Source organism: Natrarchaeobius halalkaliphilus (assembly GCF_003841485.1).
Classification (GTDB): domain Archaea; phylum Halobacteriota; class Halobacteria; order Halobacteriales; family Natrialbaceae; genus Natrarchaeobius; species Natrarchaeobius halalkaliphilus.
In genome coordinates, this window is record NZ_REFY01000001.1 from 629,880 (window position 1) to 655,608 (window position 25,729).

Below are 25,729 nucleotides of genomic sequence, written 5' to 3' on the forward strand. Positions count from 1 at the left end.
AGCCGTCTGTACTGCCCGATCACTCCCCTTCGCAGGTAGTAACGTGGACTCGAGGGGATTCGAAAACGAGTAACGGTATCCGGATCAGGCGTCCTGAACCTGACGCAACACGTCGGGTGCGTCCTCGAGTGCGTCCTCGAGCGCATCGACATCGGGGCCGCCGCCCTGTGCGAAGTCCGGCGGACCGCCGCCGCCGCCACCGACTCTGGCCGCGAGTTCTCCGACGACCTCGCCCGCGTTGACGCCGACGCCGTCGGGAACGGCAACGACGAACTGTGCGCCGCTTGCACCGCTGCCCAGGACGGCGATGCTCCCTTCTTCGACGATCGCGGTCGCGGTCGCTCGAAGCTCGTCCATGTCGGCGTCGATCCGATCGACGACCGCCGTCGTCTCCCCGACGTCGACTTCGTTTGCGTCGCCACCGCCGCCGGCTCGAGCCGCCGCGAGCTGTTCTTTCAGGTCCTCGATCTGCTTGGCGCGGTCTTTCCACTCCTCGAAGAACCGGGCTGCCGTGTCGGGAACGTCCTCGGGGGAGACGTCGAGGATCTCTGCGGCGTCGTAGAGTGCGTCCTCTTTGTCCTGGGTCGCCTCGACGGCGGCCTCGCCGGCCGCGAACGTGATTCGCTCGACGCCGTCCTGGACGCGTTCGGTCGAGAGGACCTTGATCGCGCCGATATCTCCGGTTCGAGCGACGTGCGTTCCGCCACAGGCCTGGACGTCCTCGTCGACGTGGATGAGCCGGATCTGCTCGCCCGGCGGGATACCACCCTGATAGAGGTCGAAACCGTACTCCGCCTCCGCTTCGTGTCGGTCAGGCCACTCCTGCGTGACGGTCGTGTTCTCCATGACGAGGTCGTTGGCGATCCGCTCGATCTCTCGGACGGTCTCGCGGTCGATCCGATCGTAGTGTCGCATGTCGATCCGAGAGGAGTCGACGCCCTTCTGTGCGCCCGCCTGGCGAACGTGGTCACCGAGCACCTGTCGTGCCGCGTGGATAACGATGTGCGTCGCCGTGTGGTGGCGCATGAGCTGTCTGCGGCGGTCGGTGTCGACCTGGCCGTTGACGAAACCGCCTTTGCCCGGGTCCTCGTCCGTCCGGTGGAGAACGACGCCGTCTTCGATCTGGACATCGGTGACCTCGACGGTCACGTCGTCGGTCGAGAGCGTTCCCCGGTCTGCGGGCTGGCCACCGCCTTCGGGGTAGAACATCGTCTGGTCCAGGACGACGTCGTAGCCCGCCTCGCGCTCGAAGACGTCGAGAATAACGGCTTCGAACTGCGTTCGCTGCTGGTCGTCGTAGTAGAGTTTCTCCGTCGTCGGGAGGTCCTCGAAGCGTCCGTCTTCCTCTTCGGCCGTCGTCTCGAGCGCCTCGTGACTGTCGTGGCGCTGTGCGACCAGGCTGTAGAAGTCGTCCGGAACGTCGACGTCGGCACCGGCGGCGGCGGCGATCTCGACGACCATATCCGGCTGAATGCCGTGGGAGTCGTAGAGTTCGATGAGTTCCTCGGTCGGAATCGGCTCGCCTTTCGCCGCGTACTCCTCTGCCAGCGACTCGACGCGTCGGCCGCCGCGCTCCAGAGTTTCGCGATATTTCTCGACTTCCGTCCGGACGATATCGCGGATAGTGTCCCGATTTTCGTATTCCAGCCGGTCGGCCTGCATATCGACGAGCTCGTCGAGCGGCGCATCGATGCCGACCGTATCGCACAGCCGCTTGGTGCGCCGGAGAACCATCCGTGCGAGGTAGCCGGTACCGACGTTCGACGGAACGATGCCGTCACCGAACATGTACGCGAGCGTTCGACAGTGATCAGCGATCGCGTAGATGTCCTCGAGCGGTTCCACCAGCGTTCGAAGCTCGTCGGTCGAGACCTCGAGCTGTGCGGCGATGTCGCCGCGGGCGGCCTCGACGTCGTCGACGTCGTCGATATCGAGTTGGCCCGACAGTCGGGCGGCGCGGTTGACGAGTTCGGCCTCCTCGTCGGTGTGGGAGACGCCGGCGTTCTCCTTCAAAAACGAGATCATCTCCGGGTAGATCGCCTCGTAGACCGTCGGCGTTCCCTGGCTCATCCAGGTCCAGCGCTCGAGGCCGTAGCCCGTATCGACGATGTACGTGTCCATGTACGAGTAGGTGTTTCCGTCCTTGAGTTCGTACTCGCCGTCGGGGTTTTGCTCCATGCACATGAAGACGAGCGTCGCGAGCTCGAGACCCTTGTAGATGACTTCGATCGCCGGACCGGCGTTACCGCCGCCGACCCAGGGATCCTCGATGTAGGTGACGTCAGCGATGTCCGCCCCCAGCGAATCGAGGAGCTCGTCACAGAGTTCGACCGTCCGGTCCTTCCAGTACACCTCGCCCTGGTAGGCGTACCGGTCGCCGGCCTCCTCGCGCGCGTTGAACGCGTGGTGGGCCATCATCTCGAAGGCCATCGTGTGTCGGCCGGTTTTTCCCACATTATCGATATCCTGCATTCGAATGCAGGGCTGGGAGACGGTCAGCGGATTCGCCGGCGGTGGCGTCTCGCCGGACGTGACCAGCGGCTGGAAGTCGTATATCGACGCCTGGGTCAACAGCACGTCATCGCGCCAGCGGTTTGCCGCGACGGGGTAGGGATCGATCCGGTCGTGGCCGTGATCCTCGAAGAACGAGAGGAACTCCTCGCGCATCTCCTCGAGACTGTACTCCGCCTCGAACCCGGGTCGCCCGATGAAGTCGTACTCCGCACACGGCGGTTCGCCGCACGTCTCCCTGTCTTCGTCGCGCGTCCAGAAGTGAGCCCCGCACTCGGCACACTCCGTTCGCACGAATCCTTCCTCCTCGAAGTACTCGAGGTGGTACTCCTCCGCCAGTTCGCTCATTATAGGTGTGTTGGCCTGCGAGCGCCTAAAACAGTTCCGCAACGTTCATCGAGTGAGGATCGCACGACGCGGGCGGGGCCGAGTACGAACGGCGTGTCCGCTCGATTTCGCTCACAGATAGTTCGCCAACTATCGTAACGTGGTTCGACTTTCGACGTGATTATCCGGCAATCACGGCGACTCACCGACCGAAACGCCCAGCAGAATTTTATCGTGGTCATCCGGACAGTACGTATAGACGAACAAGTGGATCCGATGACATCGATGGCACACTCGACAGCGAAGTCGCGACCGCTCGACATACTCTACGTGGCCGGAACCGACGCTGACGCCCGTGAAAGAGCAGACGCGCTCGAGCGGGCCGTCGACGACGGATCCGATCGGACGGTCCATCCCGCGACGTCGATCGATCAGATACAGGAGGAAACGGCGGATATCGACTGCGTCGTCTTCGGGGAATCGGCCACGGAAGACGGCGGTGTGCACCTCCTCGACGTCGTCGAAGCGATCGGATCGACGCCGATCGTGTCGTTCGCTACGAGCCGTCCTGGCGCAACGGAGGCTCAAACGAGCCGTGTGTTCGACGGCTACGTTCGACGCGATACCGAGGACGCGATGGTCCACCTCCTCGACGAGATTACCTGGCTCTGTAGCGATGCGGCCGGGCGCGAAGCCGTCGGGTCGAATCGGACGTCGCTGACGCAGGACAAAGCGAACGTCACGGCGCTCGAAACCGCCGCAACGATCGTCACCTGCCGGGAGCGCGATCGACTGTTCGAACGCCTCGTCGAGGGCGCAGTCGACGTACTCGAGTTCGAGTCCTGTTGGGTCGCGACCATCAACTTCGGAAACCTCGTTCCGCGGGCAACCGCGACGACGATTCCCGACGACGAACTCGAGGCGATTCCGCTCGACGATCCGCTCAGCGTCGCGTTTCGCGCCCGTCAGTCGATCCGGCTCCCCGATCTCGAGGCGCTCGAGGCCGTCGACGCGCCGTTCGATCACGTCCGATCGCTGTGTAGCGTTCCGGTCGGTGATGTCGGGGTCCTTTACGTTGCATCGGAGCTACCGGACGCCTTCGATAGCGCTGATCTCGAAGTGCTGGAAGCGCTCTGTGACATCGCCAGCGCGACTCTCGAACGCAACTGGATCGAAACGGGAATCGGCAACGAACGCGACCGACTCGAGCGAGAACGCGATCGACTCGCGGACGAACGGGATCGAATCGCCGGCGAACGGGACGCGCTCCGCTCGCTCGTCGCGAGCGTCTCCGAGCCGACGATCCGGTACGAGCTGGTGGACGGAGAGCCGATCGTCACCGACGTCAACGGTCCGCTCGAGGCGACGTTCGGAGACGACGCCGAGGCGGTCGTCGGCGCGTCGGTCGTCGAATACGCCGTTCCATCCGGCCTTACAGAAGAGGCGACGAAACTTCGCGAGTCGATCCGGGCGGGGACGCAACGCGAACTGGCGTGTCGTCGCGAAACCGTCGACGGGATCCGAGCGTTCGTGGTGACCGTCGTTCCGCTCGAGACGGCGGCGGATGGCGACGACGCGAACGGCCTGCTCGTGTACGAGGACGTGACCGAATCGAGACGCCGAAAACGGACGGTTGCCGCCACCAGGGGCCGACTCGAGACGGTCTCCGAACTGATCGACGGCCGCGTGCGGACACCGCTCAATACCGCCAGCGGCTATCTCGAACTCGCTGAGAAAACCGGTGACGCCGAACACTTCGAGATGGTCGAGGGCGCTCACGAGCAGTTGGCCGACGGGCTCGACGTCGTCACGGAGATCGCCACCGGACGGAGCGAAGCGGAGCCGGTCACCGTCCAGGAGATGGCGCAACTGGCCTGGGTCGGCGTCGACACTGGCGATGCGAGGCTGGTGACGGAGGGGGACCTCGTCTTCGAGGCGAACCGAGAACAGGTTCGAGAGCTGCTCGAGTACGTACTGAGCGCGACGATCGAAGTCGAGCGCGGAGACGGTGAGGGAACCGTGACCGACGATGATGACGGGGATCCCGTCACAGTGACGGTGGGGACGACCGACGATGGGTTCTACGTCGCGGGTAACAGGCCGACGCCCAGCGACGCCGACGGGGATCGACGAACGGAGCCGGACTCCGGACGGTTCGGTGACGCAAACCGGAGCGGAATCCAACTCGAGCTCGTCGGGCGGATCGCTGACGGTCACGGCTGGGACGTCGGCGTCGCAGAGGACGATGACGGCACCGCGTTCGCGTTCCGCAACGTCGCCGCCATCGACACGAACTGACGCGTCCCGGTTTCCCGCGGTCCGCAGACGGACCGACATCCGTCAGTTCCGCCGCACCCGGATCACTTCCCGTACCCGAATCGCTCCCACACGTGTCGACCCGCCTCACAGAGGAACGCACAAGGACCTCCCTGTTCTACTTCGAGGTATGGAAACGCCCACACGGCTCCGTACCGACGGCCCGCTCCGTGCGACGCTCGTCGCGATCGGACTGACCGTCTTCGGGATCGCCGCGACCCAGTTTACGACCCTCCCCGCGTTCCTCCTCGAGCCGGCGCTGATCGACTCGCCGGCCGAAACCTCGATCGGTATGAGGTCGGCCTTTCTGGCCCTGAACTTCCTCGGGTTCGTCCTCGCCGGTGCGATCTATCTGGCCGCGACCGACCGCGGCTGGGCGTACGTCGACCTTCGAATGCCGACGATGCGCGGCTGGCTCTACACCCTCGGCGGAATCGTCGGAAGCATCGCCTTTTTCGTCGCCGTGAGCCTCATCATCCAGCTCGTTTCGGCACCGACCGCGGAAAATCAGGTTATGGACATCGTCGGCGGCGATCAGACGATGGTTCTCGTCATGATCGTGATCGTCTTCTTTTTCAACGCTCCCGCGGAGGAGTTCCTCTTTCGAAATATCGTTCAGAAACGACTGTACACCGCCTTCACCCGGCTCCAGTCCGTCCTCGTCGCCAGCCTGATCTTCGCGCTGGTTCACTTCCCGGTCTACTACGTCACCGCCGATTCGCTGGTCGCGACGAGCGTCTCGCTGAGCGTCGTCTTCGGCGGCTCGATCATCTTCGGCTATCTCTACGCGAAAACCGACAACCTCGTCGTCCCGACGGTCGCCCACGCCGCGTTCAACGCGGTCCAGTTCGGACTGCTCTATCTCGCCCTCGCGTACGACATCGAGGAGGCCGAACCCGCACCGTCGCTGTTCGTCGACGCGATCGTCTCGCTGCTGTAGCGAGTTCCGGATCGGCCGACCGAGTCGAACTCCCTCGAAGTCGGGAAGCATCTCGTACGGTCTGCCGTAACGGCTTACCGGAGCAACCGCAGGGCTGGTCGCGGTTGCGCCGGAAATGACTCACAGCAGTTCGCATCGCTCCGGGTCCGTTCCTTTATTAGTGCCCGCAGGCGAGAACCCGGTATGTCTCAGGCGAAGGGCGACCGCCGCGAGCGAGAGCTCGTCAACGAACTCGACGAGGCCGGCTTCGCGGTGATGCGTGCGCCCGCGAGCGGTTCAGCGACCGAACGCGAACTCCCCGACGTGCTCGCCGGCGACGGCGAGCAGTTCTACGCGATCGAGGCGAAATCGAGCGCCGGTGATCCGATCTACCTCACCGGCGAGGAAGTCGAGGCGCTGATCTATTTCGCACAGAACTTCGGGGCGAAACCCCGAATCGGCGTTCGCTTCGACCGCGAGGACTGGTATTTCTTCCATCCCGGCGATCTGCACGTCACCGACGGCGGCAACTACCGGGTGAAAAAAGAAACCGCAATCGCGACGGGAACCGACTTCACCGAGTTCGTCGGTCGATCCGAGAAAGTGACGCTCGAGGAGATCACCGGCGCGGACGACGACGGCCCCGACGAGGAGATTCTGCGGATCCTGAACGCGGTCGAGCAGGGTGTGATGGACGTCGACGAGGCGGCCGAATTGCTCGACTGATACGGACTATTGTAAGCCATTGCCGCTGGGACCGCGACCCGTCTGCGGTCCCAGCGGTAAATCGTTACAATAGACCGTATGAGACGGATCGGTATACCGTTTTACCGGTGATCGCTGCCCCGTCCGAGCGATCAACGGTAACGAATCATAACAGACCGTATGACGCCGTCTCGCACGGAATATAGATCCCCTGTCGAGACCGTCAGCTCGACAAATCAACAGGAACAGGAGACTACCCGGGGCGTGACCACGAGGCGGTTCACCGGTCACTACGGGCTCCGGTTCGATCCAGACACCGCCTCGAGTCGCGTCCGCGGAAAGGCGTAAACCGTCAGCGACGACGGAACGACGCCGTTGGGTTTCACGCTGGCGTGGGGATAAATCGCGGCGACGACGGGGACGTCGGGGTCGTACGCCGCGTTCGTCTCGTACTGAGCGACGGTGTCGTCGGTCGCCCGAACCCGGACGGCGTCAGCACGGTACTCGGAGACGTCGACGACGGTGAGCCGAGCCCCGGTCTCGCGGTCGGTAGCCGTATCACCCGACTGGAGGATGTGTTGCTCACAGTAATAGGGCTCGTGCGTGTCCTCGTCCACGAACGTCGTCTCGCCGCAGTCGCGACACGGAACGGCGATTTCGCCCGGTGGCGGCGTTCTCCCCGCCGTGATCTCGATGGCGATCCGGCGGACGTGCTTACACCGGACCCCGCGGAAGACGTGGTCCGGACACGTACAGCGGCCCGCCTCGAGGTCGACGAGGTAGGTGCGTTCGCTGGCCGATTCGACCTCGTAGAGGCCGTCTCCGAGCGGAAGGACGGACATCGGCTCGGCTCGCGCCCGTCGCGAGCGCTCGGTGAGGTGATCGGATTCCGGTACGGGAAGCGGCGCTTTCGGTGACGCTAGTGTTTTCATGGGTGCGTCGGGTGTTCGACAGGTGTTCGGTCGACTGGCTATTCGAATAGAGTACGTTCTCGGGAAGTATAACGGCTCCGACGGTCCGGATAAATGTCCAGTCTGTCAGTCGGAGTGACGTGTTCAACGACGCGCGGTTGGCCGACTCCGGGCGTAGTACTCGAACGAACCGCCGGCGAGAAGAACCGCAGGTTCGAAACCGACCCCGAGCCCTCACGGATCCCGCCGCCGTCGGGATCGAGCCGTCGAACAACAGATGGTTTCTAAACGACCGCGCCCGTTCGTCCGCCATGGGACTGTTGGACGGACTCCGTGCCGCGCTCGGATTGCGCGCCGAAGCCGACGCCAAACGCGACGCCGATCCCGACGACCTCTTCGGGATGAGCACCGCCTACGTCACGATGGAGGCCGAACTCGGCTACGAATCGCTTGACGTCGGTGCGCTCTGTTTCTCCGGCGTCGAGTCGAGTCGGTTTCGGGACGCGGTCGACGAGGTCGAGGCGATCTTAGAGGCGGGCAAAGAAGAGACCGGAACCGAGTTCTCGGTCTCGGCGGACGACCACGGGTATCACTGGGTGATCCTCGAGGACGACAATCCAGAGGACCTGATAACGAGCATTCACTTCGCCGCCGACACGTTCGTCGAACACGGCTACGGCTCGCGGTTGCTGGCCGCCGTCTTCGCCTACGACGAACGGGCATCGACCGACGTGCGCGGGGTCGCCTACTGGATATACTCCTTTCGTCGGGGCTCGTTTTACCCCTTCGCGCCCCGGACCGACCGCGAGCGCGACTCGAGCGTCGAGTTCAAACTCGAGGCCGCACTGGACGGCGAACTCGAGATCGAACGCGACAAGGAGTACTGGTATCCGCTGTGGCCGAGTCAGCACGGCACGCATCCCTGGGAGTGACGGACAGCGGCGGACACCGGTCAGCGTGGACGTCAGATTGCGAACGGGTCGATCGCGCGGCGCGGATGTCGCATCCATTATACGGGTCCGATCGGTACACCGAGTCAGTGACAGCGTGGAACCAGTTCAAGCGAGATCGGCGGAACGGCGGCCAGCGTCGCGATGTCGAGGGACCCCATCGCGTCGAGGAGGCCTGGACGGTCGACCTCGTCGGCCCCGTCGGATCGCCAGTACTCGACCGCGATACCGTCTTCGTCGGAACGAGTCGTGGAAACGTCTACGCACTCGACCGCGAGGACGGACGACGACGGTGGGTGTTCGAGACGATGACCGCGACAGATGTGACGCCGGTCGTCACGCGCGAGGCCGTTCACGTGGGAACGAAAGAGGGGACGATCTACAGCCTCGAGCCGGCGACCGGTGAGCAGCGCTGGGAAGCCGATCTCCCAGGATCGCACACGACCGCACTGGCAGTTTCGGACGGCCAACTCTACGCCGGGCACACGGCGGGATGTTCGGCGCTCGAGACGGCGACCGGAGCGGAGGTCTGGACGCACGAAACTGACGCACCCGTCGCCGGCAGTCCGGCGATCGACGACGACCGAGAGTGGAGCCAGCCCCGCGTCTTCGTCGGCACCGACGACGAGACGGTTCTGAGCCTCGAAAGCGAAAGCGGCGAGGAGAGCTGGAGCGTCCCGGCGGACGGGGCCGTCACAGACGGGCCGACGGTGGCTGACGGGCGCGTCTACGTCGGTGACGACGGGGGGACCATGCTCGCACTCGACGGCGAAACCGGTCAGTCGTGGTTCACCTACGAGATCCGAGGTGCGTTCACGTCGTCAGCGACGGTGCTCGGCGACGAGAGCGAGACTGAAGAAGAAGACGGAACCACGTTCATCGGTGCCGACGACGGCTACCTCCACGTCACCGGTACCACCTTCGGCCGGCGAAAGGTCCGCGGCTGGCTGTTCGCAAAGAAGGGGATCGCACTCGACGGCGAGGTTCGCTCGAGTCCGATCGTCGTCGGCGATGTCGTCTGCGTTGGCGACTCCACTGGATCGCTCTACGGAATCGACGCCGAGGAGTTCGATCACCTCTGGCACTTCCGAACGGAGGGACCGATCTCGAGTACCCCGGCGGTCGGAAACAACAGGCTCTTCGTCGGAAGCGAGGACGAACGGCTCTACTGTCTCGAGTGGACGCCTGGCGACCCGAAACCGTAACCCAGCGTCTGACGAGCGGGCGACCCAGTAATCGGTACTTTACGCTCCCTCGTTCGCCAGCGTGTCGCTCGAAGAGACTGGGGCCCCAGCGACGATCGGCGTCGCTTCTCGTTCGTGAATCGATCGGCGTCGCTGCTCTTTCGCACATAAACTGTCGTCTCCGTCCTCGAGTATCCCGCCGCACGCTGGCACTTTCACTTTCACTTTCCTGTAAACGGGGGTTTATGGGGTGACCGAGACAACGACGAAGTATGCCCGAAGTCAATCTCGAGGAACTCCCCGGCGTCGGACCGGCAACCGCAGACAAACTCCAGGAAGCAGGATTCGACTCGTTTCAGAGTCTGGCCGTCGCCTCTCCCTCCGAACTCTCGAACACGGCGGACGTCGGTGAATCGACCTCGGCGGATATCGTTCGTGCTGCCCGCGACGCCGCCGATATCGGTGGTTTCGAGACCGGTTCGACGGTGCTCGAGCGACGAAACGAGATCGGCAAGCTGACCTGGCACATCGACGAGGTCGACGATCTGCTCGGCGGCGGAATCGAAACCCAGTCGATCACCGAAGTGTACGGTGAGTTCGGCTCCGGGAAGTCCCAGGTCACCCATCAGATGGCCGTCAACGTCCAGCTTCCACAGGAAGTCGGTGGGCTCCACGGGAGCGCGATCTTCGTCGACTCCGAGGACACGTTCCGTCCCGAGCGGATCGACGACATGGTTCGCGGCCTGCCGGACGAGGCCATCGACGCGACGCTCGATGACCGCGAAATAGAGGGGTCCGCGACCGACGAGGAGGCGGTCGACGAACTCATCGACGACATCCTCGACAAGATCCACGTCGCGAAGGCGTTCAACTCGAACCACCAGATGCTGCTCGCGGAGAAAGCAAAGGAGCTCGCGAGCGAGCACGAGGATTCGGAGTACCCCGTTCGATTGCTCGCGATCGACTCGCTGACCGCACACTTCCGTGCGGAGTACGTCGGTCGTGGCCAGCTTGCAGACCGACAGCAGAAGTTGAACAAACACCTCCACGATCTGGACAAGGTCGGAAACCTCTACAACGCCGCCGTCGTCGTGACGAATCAGGTCGCCTCGAACCCCGACTCGTTCTTCGGTGACCCGACACAGCCGATCGGTGGCAACATTCTCGGTCACAAATCGACGTTCCGGATCTACCTCCGCAAGTCCAAAGGCGACAAACGGATCGTCCGGCTGGTCGACGCCCCGAACCTTGCCGACGGCGAAGCCGTCATGCGAGTACAGGGTGACGGTCTGAAGCCGGAGTAAGCCTACCGTCGCCATCCACCGTCGGTACAAGAGAAGGGGGGCCTCACCAAGATCGGTTCGGAGAGCGCTGAACGCCCGGAAAATTCGACGAGGAAAACGCGTCTTACGGTCTGCTGTAAGTCGTTTCCGATACAACCGCGACACGTCTGCGGTTGCACGATAATTCGGTACAGCAGTCCGTATCAGTCTTCGGTCGACGTCTTCTCTTTCTCGAGTTCGCCTCTGTAGATCTCCGCGCCGTCCTGGGCGACTTTCTCCGCGAGTACCGCACATTTGATCCGCATCGGTGAGATGTCGACGCCGAGCATGTCGACGATATCGTCCCGGTCCATTTCGAGGAGGTCGTCGATGCTCTTGCCCGCGAGTTCGCCCGAGAGCATGCTCGCGGAGGCCTGGCTGATCGCACAGCCGTCACCGGAGAACGCGACGCGTTCGATCGTCTCGTCGTCCTCAGCGAGTTCGACGTCCATGCGGATCTCGTCGCCACACATCGGATTCTCGCCGATGTGGGTGAAGGTTGGATCCTCGAGTGTCCCGTAGTTTCGCGGGTTCTTGTAGTGGTCGAGGATCTGCTGTCGGTACATATCCGATCCCAGTCCCATCGTTGTCCTCGAGTAGACCGGAAGGTTGTAAAAGGGTTCCGGGGAGTGGCGTCGTCACGTTACCGAAATCAGTTACTTGAGAAGGTCTCGCACGTGTCTCCGCGAACAGTCGTTACCGGGACGGGTCTCGATCCGTCGTCGCTCGTGGCGAACGGCATCCCGTCAGCACTTTATCGGTGTCGAACAAAGTCTGCCCATGAAAGTCGAGTTCGACGAGGACACCTGTATCGGAATGTACCAGTGTGTCGCAGAGTGGGACGCCTTCTCGGAGGATAAAGCGAAGGGGAAGGCGATCCTCGAGGAAAGCGAAGAGGTCGAAGACGGGGTTTTCGTTCGCGAAGTGCCCGAAGACGCAGAGCTGGACGCGAAGTTCGCGGCCCGAACCTGTCCGGTCGACGCGATCGTAATCTACGACGACGACGGCGAGCAGCTTATCCCCTGACCGTCACGCTTCGATTATCGTCGCAGTGCCGCGTCGACGAGTTTTGACTCGATCGTTCGAAGCAGCGTCGACGCCGCGCTCTCGGAACACTCGAGTCGCGTTGCGACCTCGGCCAGGGATCCCGTCCTCGGAACGTCGTAGTAGCCGGCCGCTCGAGCTGCTTTCATCGCCTCGAACTGCCGTCCAGTAAGCCTACCGGCGAGCGTTTCGGCCTCGCGCTGGTGGTCGCTGATTCGATCGACCTCGACGCCGACATCGTCGGGGAAACGCTCGACCAGATCCGTCAGCGCGTCGGGTTCCCCGAGGACGGTGACGTGGACGGTTTCCCGGCCGGTGTAGACGACCGGCGGGACGACGACGAGACCGGGAGCATCGAACGCTCCCATCAGCGTCGAATCGGCGGCGCGAACGTCCATAACTGCGTACGCGTAGAACGTATCCCGATCGATAGGCGTGAGATCGAACCGGTGAACGACGTCCAGGTCCGTCGCCGTCTCTCGGATCGCATCGCGGTCACCGACGATCAGTGAGAGAAACCGGACTCGACCCGTCTCGATATCGACGTGCCACGAGAGGAGTTCTTCCCGGTGGAACTCGAGGTCCGAATCGGGGACAGGTATAGGCAGTTGCATCCGATTCGGCAGTCGGAACGTCAGATCCGTCGACTGCATACGCACACGTCGGGCCACAGTATAAAGAAGTTCAGTGGTTCGGGACAGAGCCGACGTTCGTCCACGCCGTTCGTACAATCATGGCCGAGACGCACACGGTGCAATCCGACGACGGGACGTCCACTTCGAAGACGAATCGATCGAACGCCGAGCGACCGCCGCGATTGCGCGGGTTTCCGCTGATCGGACGGACTCTGTCGATCGCCCGCGATCCACTCGAATTCCTCGAGTCGGCTCGCGAGTACGACGACGTGGTGGTCTACGAGGCGTACGGCACCGAGTTCGCGCTCGTCTCCGATCCAGCGCTCGTCGAGACGATCCTCGTCTCCCGCGCCGACGAGTTCCGTAAGGGGGAGTTCGAAACCGGCTTCGGTGAGCTCATCGCTCCTTCGGGAATCGCGTTCACCGAAGGCGAACGGTGGCGTCGCCAGCGAAATCTGTTGCAGTCATCGTTTACGCCCGATCGGGTCCGCTCCGCCGCCGACGGAATGGTCACGGAAGCGTCGGCGCTCGTCGACGGCTGGGACGACGGCGAAACAATCGTCCTTCGGGATGCGCTGTCGGCGTACACCCTTCGCGTGCTCAGCCGAACGTTGTTCGATCTGCCGCTCGAGGACGACCGAACTGCGATCGTCAGGCGGGCGACGACCGCTCTGGACGAGTACGCCTCCCCCCGGCGGCTGGCGCTCGAGTCGATCGTTCCGTCGTGGCTTCCGACTCCGGCCGAACGGAAGTACGAGAACGCGATGGGAGACCTCGAGGCGCTCGTCGCGGACCTGGTCGAGACGCGACGTACGAAGGACGCAGCGGGTGACGATCTCCTCTCCCTGTTGGCCCGCGCGGAGTATCCGGACGGCACCCGGCTCACTCCGACGGAAATCCGGGATCAACTCGTCACGTTCCTCTTTGCCGGCCACGAGACGACTGCGACGACACTCACGTTCGCCTGCTGGTTGCTCGCGGACGATTCAGCAGTGCGGAGCGAACTCGAGCGAGAACTCGAGGCCGTCTGTGGCGATCGGGATCCGACGATCGCTGATCTCGAGGACCTCGAGTACACCGAGGCCGTCGTCAACGAGGCGATGCGACTGTACCCACCAATAACGAGTATCTATCGAGAACCATGCGCCGAGACGGTGCTGGGAAACCACCTCATCCCGGCCGGAACGACCCTGCAGCTTCCGGTGTACGGCATCCACCGCGACGATCGCTGGTGGTCCGCCCCCGAGGCGTTTCGACCCGAACGGTGGCTAAACGGGTCGAACGGGGGTCTAACGCGCGACGATCGGGAGCGACCCGAGTACGCCTACTACCCCTTCGGCGGCGGACCGCGTCACTGTCTGGGAATGCGTTTTGCGATGGTCGAACTGCAACTAGCGCTCGCCACGCTCGTATCGAAGATCGTCCTCGAACAGGTCACCGAATCGCTCGAGCCGTCGCTCGGAGTGACGCTGGATCCGGGCTCGGTCGAAGCTCGAGTTCGAAAACGGGAGAATAGTCGCTGATCGATCGCACCGGCGGCAGGTACCCGAGGCCGGCGCGCGCAGTGACGTTCGTCGGTCTGGTTGCCGACTTTCAAGCGATCTTGTCGTACTGGTCCGAGAGCTTCTCGGCGGCTTCACCGAGCTGGTTGCGCTCGAACTCGGTAAGGTCCCACTCGACGACTTCCTCGACGCCGTTCGCGCCGAGTTTGACGGGGACGCCGAAGGCGGTGTCCTCGTGACCAAACTCGCCCTCGAGGACGACGCTTGCGGGAAGGACTTCGCCGGTATCACGGAGGATCGCTTCGACCGTGTGGCCAACGCCGGTCGCCGGCCCCCACTCCGTTGCGCCTTTCTTCTCGATGACGTTCATCGCGGATGTCTGTAGTTCCTCGAGGAGTTCCGTTTTCTCGTCGTCGGTGAACTCGAGGTCGCGGCCGTTGACGCGGACCTTCGAGAAGACGGGGACCTGTGCGTCGCCGTGTTCTCCGAGAATCGTCGCCTCGACGTTCTGGACGGGGACGTCGTAGCGCTGGGCGATGACGTATCGAAACCGAGCGGAGTCGAGTCGGCCGCCGAAGCCGATTACCTGCTCTCGAGCGCGGTCGCCGGCCTCGTAGAGGTGGCGGTTGAGCAAGTCGACCGGATTCGACGTCGTGACGGTGATGAAGTCGTCGTTGTGTTCGGCAAGCGAGGAGCCGATGTCCTCCATGATCGGTGCGTTGTCACCCGCGAGATCGATTCGAGTCTGTCCTGGCTGGCGCGGAATGCCCGCAGTGATGACGACGACGTCCGAGCCCGCGGTGTCCTCGTAGTCCCCCTGACGAATCGTCGTATTCGAGTCGTAGGCCACGCCGTGGTTGGTGTCGGCAGCCTGACCTATCGTCGTGTCTTCCTGATCTGGAATATCTACGAAGACGAGTTCGTCTGCGACGTCCCGAAGCGCGATGTTGTAGCCTGCGGCGGCCCCGACCGTTCCAGCCGCGCCGACCACGCTAACTTTCGTCATACCACGTAATGGTCCGCCTGCCCCTGCGTTAAATCCGTCGAAACCGCCTCTCTCAGACGTTTTGACGATAAGAATGACGACGATTGTCGAATAGCGACGTTCGATACGAGGCTCATCGGAATCGAAATACGAGTACGGTTTCTGGCGACCCAGGAGAACCACTTTCGATTTACGCTGGCGGATAGCCGCGTGCAGGGCGAGCGGATCGGGGAGTGGATCCCGACGAACTACCTCCGTCCGGTCGAGTGAGTGAAGGGGGCGGGCCGACAACCGGCCGTATGCGCGTGAGTGTCATCGGCGGTGGAACGATCACGGACAGTCAACGAACGCTCTCGGAGGCGGTCGGTCGGGAACTCGCCGCTCGCGACCACGTGGTCGTCTGTGGTGGGCTCGGCGGAACGATGGCGGCCGTCTGTCGCGGTGCTAAACGGAACGGCGGGACGACGATCGGTATCCTTCCGGGCGACAGTCGCGGCGCGGCCAACGACGACGTCGACGTGGCGATCGCGACCGGCCTCGGCCACGCCAGGAACACACTCGTCCCGCTGAACGGCGACGCGGTGATCGCACTCGCGGGCAGCGCCGGCACGCTCTCGGAGATCGGTTTTGCCGCGGTTTACGGCCGCCCGATCGTCAGCCTCGGTAGCCGCGAGATCGACGGCCTGGATATCGAGGTCGTCGAGACGCCCGCGGAGGCGGTCGAGGCGGTAGAAGCCGCCGTGTCCAGCTGATTCGGGCACTCGAGTCAGACGGTTGGGACGTGCTCTCGACCATCGCCTGTCGTAGCCTTTTCGGCGTCAGAGTACATCTAGACGGACATGAGCGACTTCGACAAGGAAGCCGAGCGCGAAAAGCTTCGGGAGAAGTACGAACGCGACAAGCAAGAACGGGAGGCGACCCAGCGGATGAGCGACCTTCTGCTCAAGGGCGCGACGATGACGAACACCCACTGTGGAACCTGTGGGGATCCACTATTTCAACAGGAGGGAACGACGTTCTGTCCGAGCTGTCACGGGAACGCCGACGCCGTCGAGGGCACGAATCTCGACGGCCAACCGACCGATGAACCGTCAGCCGGGGGGAACTCAGGTGGGTCGGCCGGGTCCGGCTCGGAGGACGTGAACACGTCGCCGGCCCGGCGGGCTGCGGACGAGCCGCCGACGGCCCGGCGGACAGGTGACCAAGCGCCGGCGGTCCGGTCGGCTGATGGCGAACCGACGACGCAGCCGGCCGGTGAAACGGCCGAAACGACCACGCCACGAGGCGGCGAGGATCCGAAATACGAGCGTCGGTCGACCGGCGGCTCCGAATCTCACGACCGAGGTGGTGCGAGCCACCCCTCGAGCGACGAAACGGCGTCGAGGGGGTCGTCGCTGTCCCAGTCCGTCGCCGAAGGGGACTGCGAGACCGCCCGCGACTCGCTCGTCCGCGCTCTCGAGAGGTTCTCCCGTGAGGCCGCCGATACGGACGATCCTCGATACGCGAAGGAGTGCCTCGAAGCCGCTCGAGAGGCGAGCGAGACGCTGAACGCGTTGCGATAACGGAGTATTCGACGCTCTCGACGTTCAGCCCGATATCGTTCCCGAAGACGACCCGCGCGATATCACTCGAGAAACCGAGATCGAACGTCGTCGCTCGGCATCATACACTGGTCTTTCTTACCGAACAGGCGGTATCGGTTGGCTGCGACGACGTCGTAGCCCCAATCGCGAAGCCGACGCGGGAGAAATCGAAGCGGACGGGCAAGCGCGTAGATTCCGCCCAGCAGTCCAGCGATTCGAATCACGGCAGCTGACTTGACGTACACGTCGTCGCCGTCGATCAGGACGATCGAATCCAGGTCGTGACTCGAGAGGCCGTGTTCAGCGAGTAATCGCTCCCCGACGTCGGACTGGAGCGAAGCGAAATAGAAGATCCCGTTCGGATCGCGGGGGATGAGGAACTGGACGAATCCGGTACAGAGGTTACAGACGCCGTCGAAGAGAACGATCGATCCGTTCTCAGGGATCTCCGCGGACATCGATTGTTCGATGTTGGGGTGGTGGGCAGTTCAGGATTCCGGTTACCGGATCTCCTCCGGGGGCGGCGCGATCTCCTCGGGTTCGTGATCGCCACAGGTGTTTCGCTGAATCAGATGAACGTCAGTTTCGCGGTCTTCGTGGGCGGTGAGCGTCTCCATCGTGATATCCTCGTCGACGTGGTACATGTCGATGTGCGTGAGTTCGATTCCGTACTCTTCTTCCCAGGTGTCACAGAGGTGGCCCGCCAGCACGTCCGGTGCGTTGTTGCCCGCACTCGATCCCCCGCGACGGATTGTGTTCATGTAGAACCGCTCCCGATAGGTTCCGTACTGGTTCTGGAGCTGGTCGTAGGGTCGGTCGTAAGTCATCGGCCGATGGTTGTAAACGTCTATCAGATCGCCGTCAGCGGTTTTCGCCGGGAAGACGTAGTACCGGTCGGTCGTTCGCGGATGCGGTGCGAAGATCGTCCAGTCCGGTTGATCCGCGGAAACGATCGACGCGACGTCGTCGATCTGCTGATCCGGGTTTACATCGTCACCGACGACTGCTCCCATCGGTGCGTGTGCAAACAGCAAGAACACGACCATGGATGCGGCGACGACGGCGAGACTCACGTCGAATACCGCCCGCCGAATCTCGAGGTGGCGCTCCGAGTTAGCCCGCAGTCTCGGGAAGTAATCCGCGACCCGCTCCAGCCGGGAGAGTCGCGCCGTGATCCGGGACGGCTCGAGTCCGGCGTATCGCAGCAGCCGTTTGCCGTCCTCCCAGACCTGCGTCTGGAAGAACGGAAGCAGACCCGCCCACGCGACGTAGGGGAACGCACCGATCCGAACCGTGACGGCGAACGCCGCGTGGCCGCCGACGAACAACAGCGCAAACAGCATGCGCTTTCGTCCCACGAGCAAGAGCAACAGCCACGAAAACAGGAGCATGTAGTACCACTTCAGCCCGCCGAGCTGGAGCAGCGTCGGAAACTCACGGAGCGGTTCCGCGAGCAAAAACGTCATATCGTCGAGACTTAGGATCTTCGGCGTGGCCTCCCCGCCGGTCCACAGATCGGACTCAATCTTGTGGACGCCGTTGTGGAAGTACATGTAGACCATCTGAAAGAGGATCAGCGCCGAAGCCATGCTCGCGACGTTCGTACGCGGCTGTCGATCGCTGTGGACGGCATCGATCGACCACCGTTCACCGATCGGGAGGAAAATCGCCCAGAACAGGAGCAATCGGAACAGGATATCGGCGTAGCTCGTCACCAGCGGATTGTGGTGATCGAGCGAGATGACGAACAGAAACGAGAGGACCGTCGCGAGCCGCGTCTTGTAGCCGACGATGAGCTGGATCGCAATGAGGATCTGTATCGCAAACAGCGCGGCGATCACCGTCGGGTCCGTCGTGTAGTGATAAAACGAAAACGCGCCGTCCGACGAGAGCGTGTGTGCAAGTGACCGTGGAACGGCGCCGGTTTCCGTATAGAAGTACGAGAAGTTCCGGCTTCGGAGCAACACGTCGGCAACGATGAGAAGCCCGACGAACACTCGGAAGACGGCGAGCGTCCGCGTATCGACCCGGACCCGGTCCTCGAGACCGCCTCGGAGACGAGCGAGGAGGGCAGCGCCGCGGGCCGAAAATTCAGGGGTCATGTGTTCACGGAATTCACTCGGCGGCTCGACCGTGGAGGACGGTCGGCTATCTCTCGCAGTATCGAGAGCGGTGAAGTATATATTTTCTGTTCACCGGTCCGGCATCGGTGTGTCACCGACCGGTTCCGGTATACTCGTTGCCGATGACTTCGCGCATCCGCTCCGCCGTCACCTGTCCGACGCCGTCCGCTCGCTGCAGTTCGTCCTCGCTTGCGATCATCACCGCCTCGACGGTGCCGAACTCGGAGAGGAGCGACCGTGCCGTGACGGGACCGATCTCCGCGATCGAGGAGACGACGTACTCCTGTTGTTCCGCGAGGGTTTTCGACTGTTTCTCGCCGTGGACCGACACCTCGCGGTCGGCCGTCTGCTGTTCGCGAGTGGCGATCACCGCGAGCAGTTCCGTCGTCTCGTCTTCGTCTTCGGTTCGCAGGACGCTCGCTCCGAAGTCGACGGCGAGACTCGAGAGCGCTCCCCTGATCGCGTTCGGGTGAATGTCTCGCTGGTCGTAGAGCCCCTCTCCCTCGACGACGACGATCGGACGCGAGTAGTGACGAGCCATCGCGCCGACCTGCTCGAAGACCGACCGGTCGCCGCCGACCAGCGAATCGACGAAGTCGGCCACGGACTTTCGCTCGACGACGACTCGGTCCGAGCAGACGTAGTCACCGACCGCAAGCGTCTCGAGACGGATCTCGACCTCCTCGCGTCGCGAGAGGTCTCGCGCGATGTTGGCGTCCATCTCGCGCTGGTCGGCGACGATCTCGATCGCGTCGCCCTCGGCGGTGGGCTCGTGCGTTTCGACGCTCTCTTCAGCACTCGAGGAGTCGTCGTTCGATGCGCTCTCGTCGGGGCCGCTCGAGCCGTCCTCGTCGGAGTCGCCCGAGGCCGCGTTCTGGTTCGCGAAATCCCGCAATCCCGGCTGCATCGGATCCCCCTCGCTTCCACTGGAAGAGTCGGAGACTGCAGCGGGGTTGGGTTCGGCGTCGTTCACTTTCACTTCGCCCTCCGATTCGCCGTCAAACGCGGCGAGTGATCGCTGTGCCTCGTCGAGTTCTCCCGCGAGGTGGTCTGCCATCCCCTTGAGTTCGCGGAGCTCGCGCTCCATTTCTTTCTCCCGACGCCGGGATATCCAGAAGTACGCCTCGTCGCGAGTGTCCTCGGCCATCAGGACGACGACTCGACCCTCGGACTGGCGGCCGGTTCGTCCCTTGCGCTGGATGGACCGGATCGCCGTCGGGACGGGTTCATAAAAGAGGACGAGATCGACCTCGGGGACATCGAGCCCCTCCTCGGCGACGGACGTGGAAACGAGAATTTCGAACTCGCCCGAACGAAACTCGTCGAGGACCGCCTGTTGTTCGGTCTGGGTCATCCCGTCGGAGCCGTCCCGGTCGCCCTGTCCGACGAATCGCTTCGCCTCGAAGCTCTCGGAGAGAAAGTCCGTCAACGCCTCTGCCGTGTCACGGGATTCGGTAAAGACGATGACGCGGTCGCCGCCCTCGAGACCGAGCGTCTCCGCGAGCAACATCCGCGCCTTGCGGTACTTCGGGTGGAGTTCGTCGAACTCCTCGGCGCGTCGCATGGCCTCGCGGACCCGCGGATCCGAGACCATTCGCTGGCTCGCCTTCGACGCACCCGAGGAGCGAGCCTGGTTTCGCTGGCGCTCGAAGTATCGCCGCAGGGCTTCGACGCTCTGTGTCTCGACGAGGGTAACGGCCTGGCGGAGTTTCATCACCTCGGCGTGGACGGACATCCCCTTGAAGCCCTCCGACTGGTCGTTGTCGATCAGCTCCTGGAGCTGTCCGCGCATCCGATTCAGATCCGTCTGGGACTGGTCGGGCTGCGTCGAGCGCGCGACGCCGAGGTCCTTGAGTTTCTCGAGACGATCCGTGATCACCTCGTTCAGCGCGTCCCGAATCTCGAGAACGGCCTCGGGGAGGTCGATGCGTTCCCACTCGAGATCGGTCTCGTGGGTGAATTCGGCGACGTCGGCGTCCTCTTCGGTCATCACTTCGACGTCCCGAATGCCGAGGTTCTCACAGACTTCGAGGATCGCCTCCTCGTCGCCCCCGGGCGAAGCGCTCATGCCGGTCACGAGCGGCTGGTCTGCGTCGGCGTGGTAGCGCTCTGCGATGTAGTTGTAGGCGTACTCGCCGGTGGCACGGTGACACTCGTCGAAGGTGACGTGCGTCACCTTCGATAGCGAGATTCGCGAGCCGACCAGGTCGTTCTCGATCACCTGCGGCGTCGCCATCACGACCGTCGATTCGTCCCACAGCGCGGCGCGGTCGTCGGGACTGACGTCGCCCGTGAAGACGACGATCTCCTCGTCGGGAACCCGAAGGGCTTCCCGGTAAAAATCCGCGTGTTGCTGGACGAGCGGTTTCGTCGGCGCGAGCATGAGCGACGTTCCGCCGACCTCCTCGAGCCTGCGGGCGGTGACGAGCAGGCTCACCGTCGTCTTCCCGAGTCCGGTCGGGAGACAGACGAGCGTGTGACCGTTCGCGGCCGTTCCCGCGAGTTTTAGCTGGTAGAGCCGACGCTCGAGGAACTCGGGTTCGAGAAGCGGATGCTCGATCGTCGCCAGCTCTCCGCGCTCGTCCGTCGATGCCATTGGCGAGAGTTCAGCCTCGTCGCGAATAAGGGTTCCCGTACCGCGGTGAAAGTGGTCCGTTCCGACGAAGCTTTTTGTCAGCCTCCGTGGTCGAACGCCCATGACGCATTCGGGAAGCGCAGTCTCCCTCGAGGACGTTCGCAAAACGTACCAGCTCGCTGAGGCGGTCCACGCTCTCGACGGTGTCACTCTCGAGGTTCCGCGCGGCTCTTACACCGCGATCATGGGACCGAGTGGATCGGGGAAGTCCACGCTGATGAACCTCGTGGGCTGTCTGGACACGCCGACCGAAGGACGGGTGATCGTCAACGGCGAGGACGTGACGGAACTCGACAGTCGCGAACGGACCGATCTCCGGGGAACGCAGGTCGGGTTCGTCTTCCAGACGTTCAACCTGATGCCGCGGCTCTCCGCGCTCGAGAACGTCGCACTCCCGCAACTGTTTCAGGGAGCCAGCCGGCGACAGCGCCGCGAACGGGCGCGGCGGCTTCTCGAGCGGGTTGGACTCGCTGACCGCGAAGATCACCTGCCGAACGAACTCTCTGGCGGTCAGCGCCAGCGGGTCGCGCTCGCCCGGGCGCTGGTGAACGATCCCGCGATCGTGCTGGCCGACGAACCATCGGGAAATCTGGACACGGACACGGAAGCGGACGTCCTCGATCTCTTCTCGGAGTTTCACGAGGGCGGGACGACCATGGTCGTCGTCACGCACGAGCGCCACGTCGCTGAACGCGCAGAGCGGATCGTTCACCTCCTCGACGGACGAATCGAACGGATCGAACAGCTCGAGTCAGGTGCGGGATCGGACGGGATTGCCGACGAACAGGGCGAGGAAGCGGTCGACGAGACGAGTGAGAGTGGCGCTGGTGGAGACGGCGAGGCCACGAGCTAATGCGGCCGCTCGAGCACGTTCGCCTGTCCTGGCGATCGATCCGCGGCCACAAGCTGCGCTCGGCGTTGACGACGCTCGGCGTCATCATCGGTATCGCGGCGGTCATCGCGTTCGTGACCCTCGGTGCGAGCCTTCAGGCCGGCGTCATCGGAGACATCAGCCCGGACGACCAGCGCAATCTCTACGGCTGGGCCGCCGATCCGGACGTCGAGGGTGGCCCGCTCGCTGGTGCCCAGCCCGTCGTCAGCCAGGCCGATCTCGAAGAACTAGAAGAGTTCGAAGAGGTAGCGGCCGCCTACGGTTACGCGCCGATCCAGACCCAGGCGGTTTCGGACGGCGACGAGCGGGTTGCCCAGGGGGATGGGGTGGTCGCATCCGGGCCTTCGTACGTTCGGACCGCCGATCTCGAGGAGGGAAGACAGTTCGAGATGGGCGAACGCGAAGCCGTGCTCAACCCCGCCGCAGCGGGCCAGTTCGAGGAGAACGTCAGCGTCGGTGATGAACTGACGGTCGCGACTCTCGGTGGTCGAGAGACGGCGATCGAGGTGGTCGGGATTACCGCGACCTCGGACGGGTTGAGCCCCTTCGAGGGGTTCGAACCGTCCCCGCGGATCTACGTTCCGACCGACCCGTACTACGAGGAAGCCGCCGGTGGCGTGGGCTTCGGCGGGGGTGGCGCTGACGAGGGTAACGCTGGCGACGATGGTGCCGGCGACGGTGACGCTAGCGACGGTGGAGACGGATCCGCAAGCGGTGTCGAGGAATCGAACGGGTCGCTCCGGTTCCTCGCCATCGTCGTCGAGGCCCACTCGCCGGCCGACGACGACGTCGATGCCGCTCGCGAACGGACGATCACCCACCTCGAGAGCGGGGAGGCCGACGCCGGTGAGTTCCTCGGTGACGACGACTCGCTCGCGATAACTCTCCAGACGAGTACGGAGCTCCTCCAGCAGCTTCAGGACGTCCTCGAGTTGTTGCAGAACTTCATCGTCGGTATCGCGGCGATCTCGCTGCTCGTCGGCTCGATCGGGATCGCGAACATCATGCTGGTCAGCGTCACCGAACGGACCCGCGAGATCGGGATCATGAAGGCCGTCGGCGCACAGAACCGAGAGATACTCGGACTCTTTCTGGCCGAGTCGGTGATTCTCGGCGTGGTCGGTGCGATGCTCGGAACGGGGCTCGGACTCGCGGCGGGCTATCTCGGCGCGCTCTACATCGACCTGCCGCTGGTGTATCCGATCGAATACGTCACTCTCGCGATCGTCGTCGGCGTTCTCGTCGGCATCTGTTCGGGGCTGTATCCGGCCTGGCGTGCCGCCAGGACCGATCCGATCGACGCGCTCAGATACGAGTGATCGAGCGAGTTCGAACGCGGTAGACGCCGCTTACTCGCTCGACGTGTCGTCTTCCTCGCGCCACCGGGCCGAATCGTGACGCTCGTCTTCGGCCTCCGACTCGAGAGCGGTCGACTCCCGCGTCCGATCTCGACGCCGTGATTCCGATCGGTCGTGCCGAGACCGTTCGTCGCGTCTCATCCCGAAGGTTTCCCGCGTGTTCGTCCGCTTTTCGGGGTACTCCCGCGCGAGGTACGCTCCGAGGTAGCCACCGAGCAGGGCCAGTCCGACGGTGTAGAACAGTACGACCGTCGAAGCCACGACGGCGAAAAAGAGGACGACTGCGAACCCTTCGAACGGAACGGCCGCAAACCCCATCCCCAACCCCAAAACCCCGAGACCGAGAACGGTCATCCCTGCGATAGGAACGAACGTGATGAGCCCCGCGATCAGTCCCACAATCGCACCGTCCCGACCATCAGGCCCCTCGAGAAATCCCGCGGCCGCACCGCCGACGACGGTCGAAAACGGGATGAACGAGAGGACGACGCCGACGAGCGCGCCGATGAGTGCGTTGATGACTGTTCGTCCGGTGACCATATCGTATCCGACGACGGGCGCAGACAAAAGTGTCGGTGGTCGACACTGTCGTCGATCACGACGAGGAGGATGGTACTTAGTCGTTTGCCGTCCGAGAGCCCGACTCCTCGAAGGTGGTCTCGGTATCGGAGTCGACGTCTGTCGGGGAGTGATCGCCGTCGGTAGTCGCGTCGAGATCGCGTTCGTCGTCGGCCTCGAGAAGGGAGGCGATGTCGACGTCGCCGTTGACCTCGTCTGCGAGCAAGTCGATGGCTTCGACGAACACCGCGACGATGAGCGGGCCGACGACGATGCCGATCGGGCCGAGCGTGAACAGTCCCCCCGTAAAGCCGACGAAGTAGAGGCTTCCGGGTAGGTTAGCCGAACGCCGTGCGAGTCGCGGTCGAACGGCGATGTCGGGAAACCACGCGACGAGAGCGACCCCGAGAACGCCGACCAGTACCGCCGCGAGCAGTTCACCCGCGGCGACGTGATAGAGCGCGATCGGAACGACGAGCAGGCTGGGTCCGATGATCGGAACGAACTGCAGTATCGCGGCTATGAGCGCGAGCGTCAACGCCATGTCGTATCCGAGCGCCCAGAACAACGGGTAGCCGATGATGAACGTCGCGACGGAGGTTGCGAGTTGCAACACGTATATCGCATACAGCGTCTCCCGTGCTCGAGTCCCCAGCGCGTAGGCGATATCCCGGTATTCGTGCGGGATCGGAGCCACCGCAGCCCGTGCGGCGGCATCGCCTTTGAGTACCAGCGCGAACAGCAGGATGACGAAAAGGGCGAACTTGATCGCGAGGACGGGCAGTGCCGACGCAAGGGAGAACGCAGCGTCCGTGAGGAGATCGATCGCAGAGCGCTGGACGTCAGCGACTTCGACGGTGTAGGTCACGTCGAACGCAGTGATCGGGATCTCAGCCGGGAGCTCCTCGACGATCCCGATGACCTCGTCGAGGCGAAAGTACAACGTGAGCAGGATCGGAGAGAAGACCGCGACGATGCTGACGAATCCGAGGAGGGTCGCTGCGAGAGCACCGATCCACTCCGACAGGCCCCGTCGAACGAGCCACCGCTGGACCGGGACGAGCACGTACGCGACGGTCAGCGCGAACAGGATCGTCCCGAGAACCTCCAGCAGGATCGCAGCCGTGAGGATCCCGAGGAGTCCGACGACTCCCGCGAGGACGTATCGACGGCTCCGGTCCGGGCTCTCGCCCACGTTCGTTCCCACAACCGTGACTCACACGGTGTGGTGAAAATCCTTTGCACCGGACGAACGAGTGCCACGAGCCT

At 63.6% G+C, this 25,729-nt stretch carries 22 protein-coding genes; 12 read left to right on the forward strand and 10 right to left on the reverse strand.

From position 1 onward, the window contains the following. Positions 1-84: 84 nt before the first annotated feature. Positions 85-2,859 carry an alanine--tRNA ligase gene (gene alaS / locus EA462_RS03070; protein ID WP_124177089.1) on the reverse strand — a complete coding sequence of 925 codons (2,775 nt, stop codon included), beginning with the start codon at positions 2,857-2,859 and terminating at the stop codon, positions 85-87. Positions 2,860-3,123: 264 nt separating this feature from the next. On the opposite strand from alaS, the gene EA462_RS03075 reads away from it, so the two are divergent. The 3 genes from EA462_RS03075 (at position 3,124) to hjc (ending at position 6,799) form a co-directional block, all read left to right on the forward strand. Further along, on the forward strand, positions 3,124-5,136 hold the full coding sequence (locus EA462_RS03075) for a GAF domain-containing protein (protein WP_124177090.1): 2,013 nt from the start codon (positions 3,124-3,126) through the stop codon (positions 5,134-5,136). Between the two features lie 148 nt (positions 5,137-5,284). Beyond that, positions 5,285-6,094: a CPBP family intramembrane glutamic endopeptidase gene (locus tag EA462_RS03080; RefSeq protein ID WP_124177091.1), complete on the forward strand. Its 810-nt coding sequence runs from the start codon at positions 5,285-5,287 to the stop codon at positions 6,092-6,094. Positions 6,095-6,277: 183 nt separating this feature from the next. Beyond that, positions 6,278-6,799, forward strand: a complete 522-nt coding sequence (gene hjc, locus EA462_RS03085; protein WP_124177092.1) for a Holliday junction resolvase Hjc — start codon at positions 6,278-6,280, stop codon at positions 6,797-6,799. A 269-nt stretch (positions 6,800-7,068) separates the two neighbouring features. On the opposite strand, the gene EA462_RS03090 is transcribed toward hjc, so the two are convergent. Next, the gene (locus EA462_RS03090; RefSeq protein ID WP_124177093.1) at positions 7,069-7,710 is read right to left on the reverse strand and encodes an SWIM zinc finger family protein; all 642 of its coding nucleotides are present in this window, start codon (positions 7,708-7,710) and stop codon (positions 7,069-7,071) included. Positions 7,711-8,000: 290 nt separating this feature from the next. Here EA462_RS03090 and pspAB point away from each other — a divergent pair, with 290 nt between their 5' ends. From pspAB to radA, 3 genes are all read left to right on the forward strand, one after another. Next, on the forward strand, positions 8,001-8,621 hold the full coding sequence (gene pspAB, locus EA462_RS03095; protein ID WP_124177094.1) for a PspA-associated protein PspAB: 621 nt from the start codon (positions 8,001-8,003) through the stop codon (positions 8,619-8,621). Positions 8,622-8,728: 107 nt separating this feature from the next. Next, complete coding sequence (locus EA462_RS03100; RefSeq protein ID WP_124177095.1) at positions 8,729-9,844, forward strand: outer membrane protein assembly factor BamB family protein; 1,116 nt, start codon at positions 8,729-8,731, stop codon at positions 9,842-9,844. A gap of 251 nt (positions 9,845-10,095) precedes the next feature. After that, complete coding sequence (radA, locus tag EA462_RS03105) at positions 10,096-11,127, forward strand: DNA repair and recombination protein RadA (RefSeq protein ID WP_124177096.1); 1,032 nt, start codon at positions 10,096-10,098, stop codon at positions 11,125-11,127. Positions 11,128-11,309: 182 nt separating this feature from the next. Here radA and EA462_RS03110 read toward each other — a convergent pair whose 3' ends face one another. Continuing rightward, entirely contained in the window at positions 11,310-11,729 is a 420-nt protein-coding gene (locus EA462_RS03110; RefSeq protein ID WP_124177097.1) for an iron-sulfur cluster assembly scaffold protein, read from the reverse strand. 196 nt (positions 11,730-11,925) lie between these two features. On the opposite strand from EA462_RS03110, the gene EA462_RS03115 reads away from it, so the two are divergent. Continuing rightward, positions 11,926-12,171, forward strand: coding sequence for a ferredoxin (locus EA462_RS03115; RefSeq protein ID WP_124177098.1), 246 nt, complete (start codon positions 11,926-11,928; stop codon positions 12,169-12,171). Between the two features lie 14 nt (positions 12,172-12,185). Here the strand turns inward: EA462_RS03115 and EA462_RS03120 are convergent, their stop codons facing one another. Continuing rightward, positions 12,186-12,842 carry a helix-turn-helix domain-containing protein gene (locus EA462_RS03120; RefSeq protein ID WP_124177099.1) on the reverse strand — a complete coding sequence of 219 codons (657 nt, stop codon included), beginning with the start codon at positions 12,840-12,842 and terminating at the stop codon, positions 12,186-12,188. Positions 12,843-12,922: 80 nt separating this feature from the next. Here EA462_RS03120 and EA462_RS03125 point away from each other — a divergent pair, with 80 nt between their 5' ends. After that, positions 12,923-14,347 (forward strand): cytochrome P450, encoded by a 1,425-nt coding sequence (locus EA462_RS03125; protein ID WP_124177100.1) that lies wholly within the window; start codon positions 12,923-12,925, stop codon positions 14,345-14,347. Positions 14,348-14,417: 70 nt separating this feature from the next. Here EA462_RS03125 and mdh read toward each other — a convergent pair whose 3' ends face one another. Further along, the gene (gene mdh / locus EA462_RS03130; protein ID WP_124177101.1) at positions 14,418-15,332 is read right to left on the reverse strand and encodes a malate dehydrogenase; all 915 of its coding nucleotides are present in this window, start codon (positions 15,330-15,332) and stop codon (positions 14,418-14,420) included. Between the two features lie 278 nt (positions 15,333-15,610). Between mdh and EA462_RS03135 the strand changes: the two genes are divergently transcribed. After that, a complete protein-coding gene (locus tag EA462_RS03135) occupies positions 15,611-16,063 on the forward strand; it encodes a TIGR00725 family protein (RefSeq protein WP_124177102.1) in 453 nt (150 codons plus the stop codon). Positions 16,064-16,150: 87 nt separating this feature from the next. Further along, positions 16,151-16,873, forward strand: a complete 723-nt coding sequence (locus tag EA462_RS03140; RefSeq protein WP_124177103.1) for an Sjogren's syndrome/scleroderma autoantigen 1 family protein — start codon at positions 16,151-16,153, stop codon at positions 16,871-16,873. A gap of 62 nt (positions 16,874-16,935) precedes the next feature. Here the strand turns inward: EA462_RS03140 and EA462_RS03145 are convergent, their stop codons facing one another. The 3 genes from EA462_RS03145 to EA462_RS03155 all read right to left on the reverse strand — a co-directional run bounded on the left by EA462_RS03145 (position 16,936) and on the right by EA462_RS03155 (position 21,613). After that, on the reverse strand, positions 16,936-17,352 hold the full coding sequence (locus tag EA462_RS03145) for a thiol-disulfide oxidoreductase DCC family protein (RefSeq protein WP_124177104.1): 417 nt from the start codon (positions 17,350-17,352) through the stop codon (positions 16,936-16,938). 42 nt (positions 17,353-17,394) lie between these two features. Continuing rightward, positions 17,395-18,996 (reverse strand): HTTM domain-containing protein, encoded by a 1,602-nt coding sequence (locus EA462_RS03150; protein ID WP_124177105.1) that lies wholly within the window; start codon positions 18,994-18,996, stop codon positions 17,395-17,397. A gap of 112 nt (positions 18,997-19,108) precedes the next feature. Next, positions 19,109-21,613, reverse strand: coding sequence for a DEAD/DEAH box helicase (locus tag EA462_RS03155; protein WP_124177106.1), 2,505 nt, complete (start codon positions 21,611-21,613; stop codon positions 19,109-19,111). A 100-nt stretch (positions 21,614-21,713) separates the two neighbouring features. Here EA462_RS03155 and EA462_RS03160 point away from each other — a divergent pair, with 100 nt between their 5' ends. Next, positions 21,714-22,505, forward strand: coding sequence for an ABC transporter ATP-binding protein (locus EA462_RS03160; RefSeq protein WP_124177107.1), 792 nt, complete (start codon positions 21,714-21,716; stop codon positions 22,503-22,505). Next, a complete protein-coding gene (locus tag EA462_RS03165) occupies positions 22,505-23,863 on the forward strand; it encodes an ABC transporter permease (protein ID WP_124177108.1) in 1,359 nt (452 codons plus the stop codon). The genes EA462_RS03160 and EA462_RS03165 overlap by 1 nt, the downstream gene beginning before the upstream one ends. A 30-nt stretch (positions 23,864-23,893) precedes the next feature. On the opposite strand, the gene EA462_RS03170 is transcribed toward EA462_RS03165, so the two are convergent. Together EA462_RS03170 and EA462_RS03175 are read right to left on the reverse strand one after the other, a co-directional pair. After that, entirely contained in the window at positions 23,894-24,442 is a 549-nt protein-coding gene (locus tag EA462_RS03170; RefSeq protein ID WP_124177109.1) for a DUF5518 domain-containing protein, read from the reverse strand. A 76-nt stretch (positions 24,443-24,518) separates the two neighbouring features. Next, positions 24,519-25,667: an AI-2E family transporter gene (locus EA462_RS03175; protein WP_207891620.1), complete on the reverse strand. Its 1,149-nt coding sequence runs from the start codon at positions 25,665-25,667 to the stop codon at positions 24,519-24,521. Positions 25,668-25,729 lie beyond the last annotated feature (62 nt).

Bases quoted from the DNA above. Each gene is read 5' to 3' on its own strand.
- alaS (WP_124177089.1), bottom strand. From the start codon at position 2,859: ATGAGCGAACTGGCGGAGGAGTACCACCTCGAGTACTTCGAGGAGGAA.
- EA462_RS03075 (WP_124177090.1), top strand. From the start codon at position 3,124: ATGGCACACTCGACAGCGAAGTCGCGACCGCTCGACATACTCTACGTG.
- EA462_RS03080 (WP_124177091.1), top strand. From the start codon at position 5,285: ATGGAAACGCCCACACGGCTCCGTACCGACGGCCCGCTCCGTGCGACG.
- hjc (WP_124177092.1), top strand. From the start codon at position 6,278: ATGTCTCAGGCGAAGGGCGACCGCCGCGAGCGAGAGCTCGTCAACGAA.
- EA462_RS03090 (WP_124177093.1), bottom strand. From the start codon at position 7,710: ATGAAAACACTAGCGTCACCGAAAGCGCCGCTTCCCGTACCGGAATCC.
- pspAB (WP_124177094.1), top strand. From the start codon at position 8,001: ATGGGACTGTTGGACGGACTCCGTGCCGCGCTCGGATTGCGCGCCGAA.
- radA (WP_124177096.1), top strand. From the start codon at position 10,096: ATGCCCGAAGTCAATCTCGAGGAACTCCCCGGCGTCGGACCGGCAACC.
- EA462_RS03110 (WP_124177097.1), bottom strand. From the start codon at position 11,729: ATGGGACTGGGATCGGATATGTACCGACAGCAGATCCTCGACCACTAC.
- EA462_RS03115 (WP_124177098.1), top strand. From the start codon at position 11,926: ATGAAAGTCGAGTTCGACGAGGACACCTGTATCGGAATGTACCAGTGT.
- EA462_RS03120 (WP_124177099.1), bottom strand. From the start codon at position 12,842: ATGCAGTCGACGGATCTGACGTTCCGACTGCCGAATCGGATGCAACTG.
- EA462_RS03125 (WP_124177100.1), top strand. From the start codon at position 12,923: ATGGCCGAGACGCACACGGTGCAATCCGACGACGGGACGTCCACTTCG.
- mdh (WP_124177101.1), bottom strand. From the start codon at position 15,332: ATGACGAAAGTTAGCGTGGTCGGCGCGGCTGGAACGGTCGGGGCCGCC.
- EA462_RS03135 (WP_124177102.1), top strand. From the start codon at position 15,611: ATGCGCGTGAGTGTCATCGGCGGTGGAACGATCACGGACAGTCAACGA.
- EA462_RS03140 (WP_124177103.1), top strand. From the start codon at position 16,151: ATGAGCGACTTCGACAAGGAAGCCGAGCGCGAAAAGCTTCGGGAGAAG.
- EA462_RS03145 (WP_124177104.1), bottom strand. From the start codon at position 17,352: ATGTCCGCGGAGATCCCTGAGAACGGATCGATCGTTCTCTTCGACGGC.
- EA462_RS03150 (WP_124177105.1), bottom strand. From the start codon at position 18,996: ATGACCCCTGAATTTTCGGCCCGCGGCGCTGCCCTCCTCGCTCGTCTC.
- EA462_RS03155 (WP_124177106.1), bottom strand. From the start codon at position 21,613: ATGGCATCGACGGACGAGCGCGGAGAGCTGGCGACGATCGAGCATCCG.
- EA462_RS03160 (WP_124177107.1), top strand. From the start codon at position 21,714: ATGACGCATTCGGGAAGCGCAGTCTCCCTCGAGGACGTTCGCAAAACG.
- EA462_RS03165 (WP_124177108.1), top strand. From the start codon at position 22,505: ATGCGGCCGCTCGAGCACGTTCGCCTGTCCTGGCGATCGATCCGCGGC.
- EA462_RS03170 (WP_124177109.1), bottom strand. From the start codon at position 24,442: ATGGTCACCGGACGAACAGTCATCAACGCACTCATCGGCGCGCTCGTC.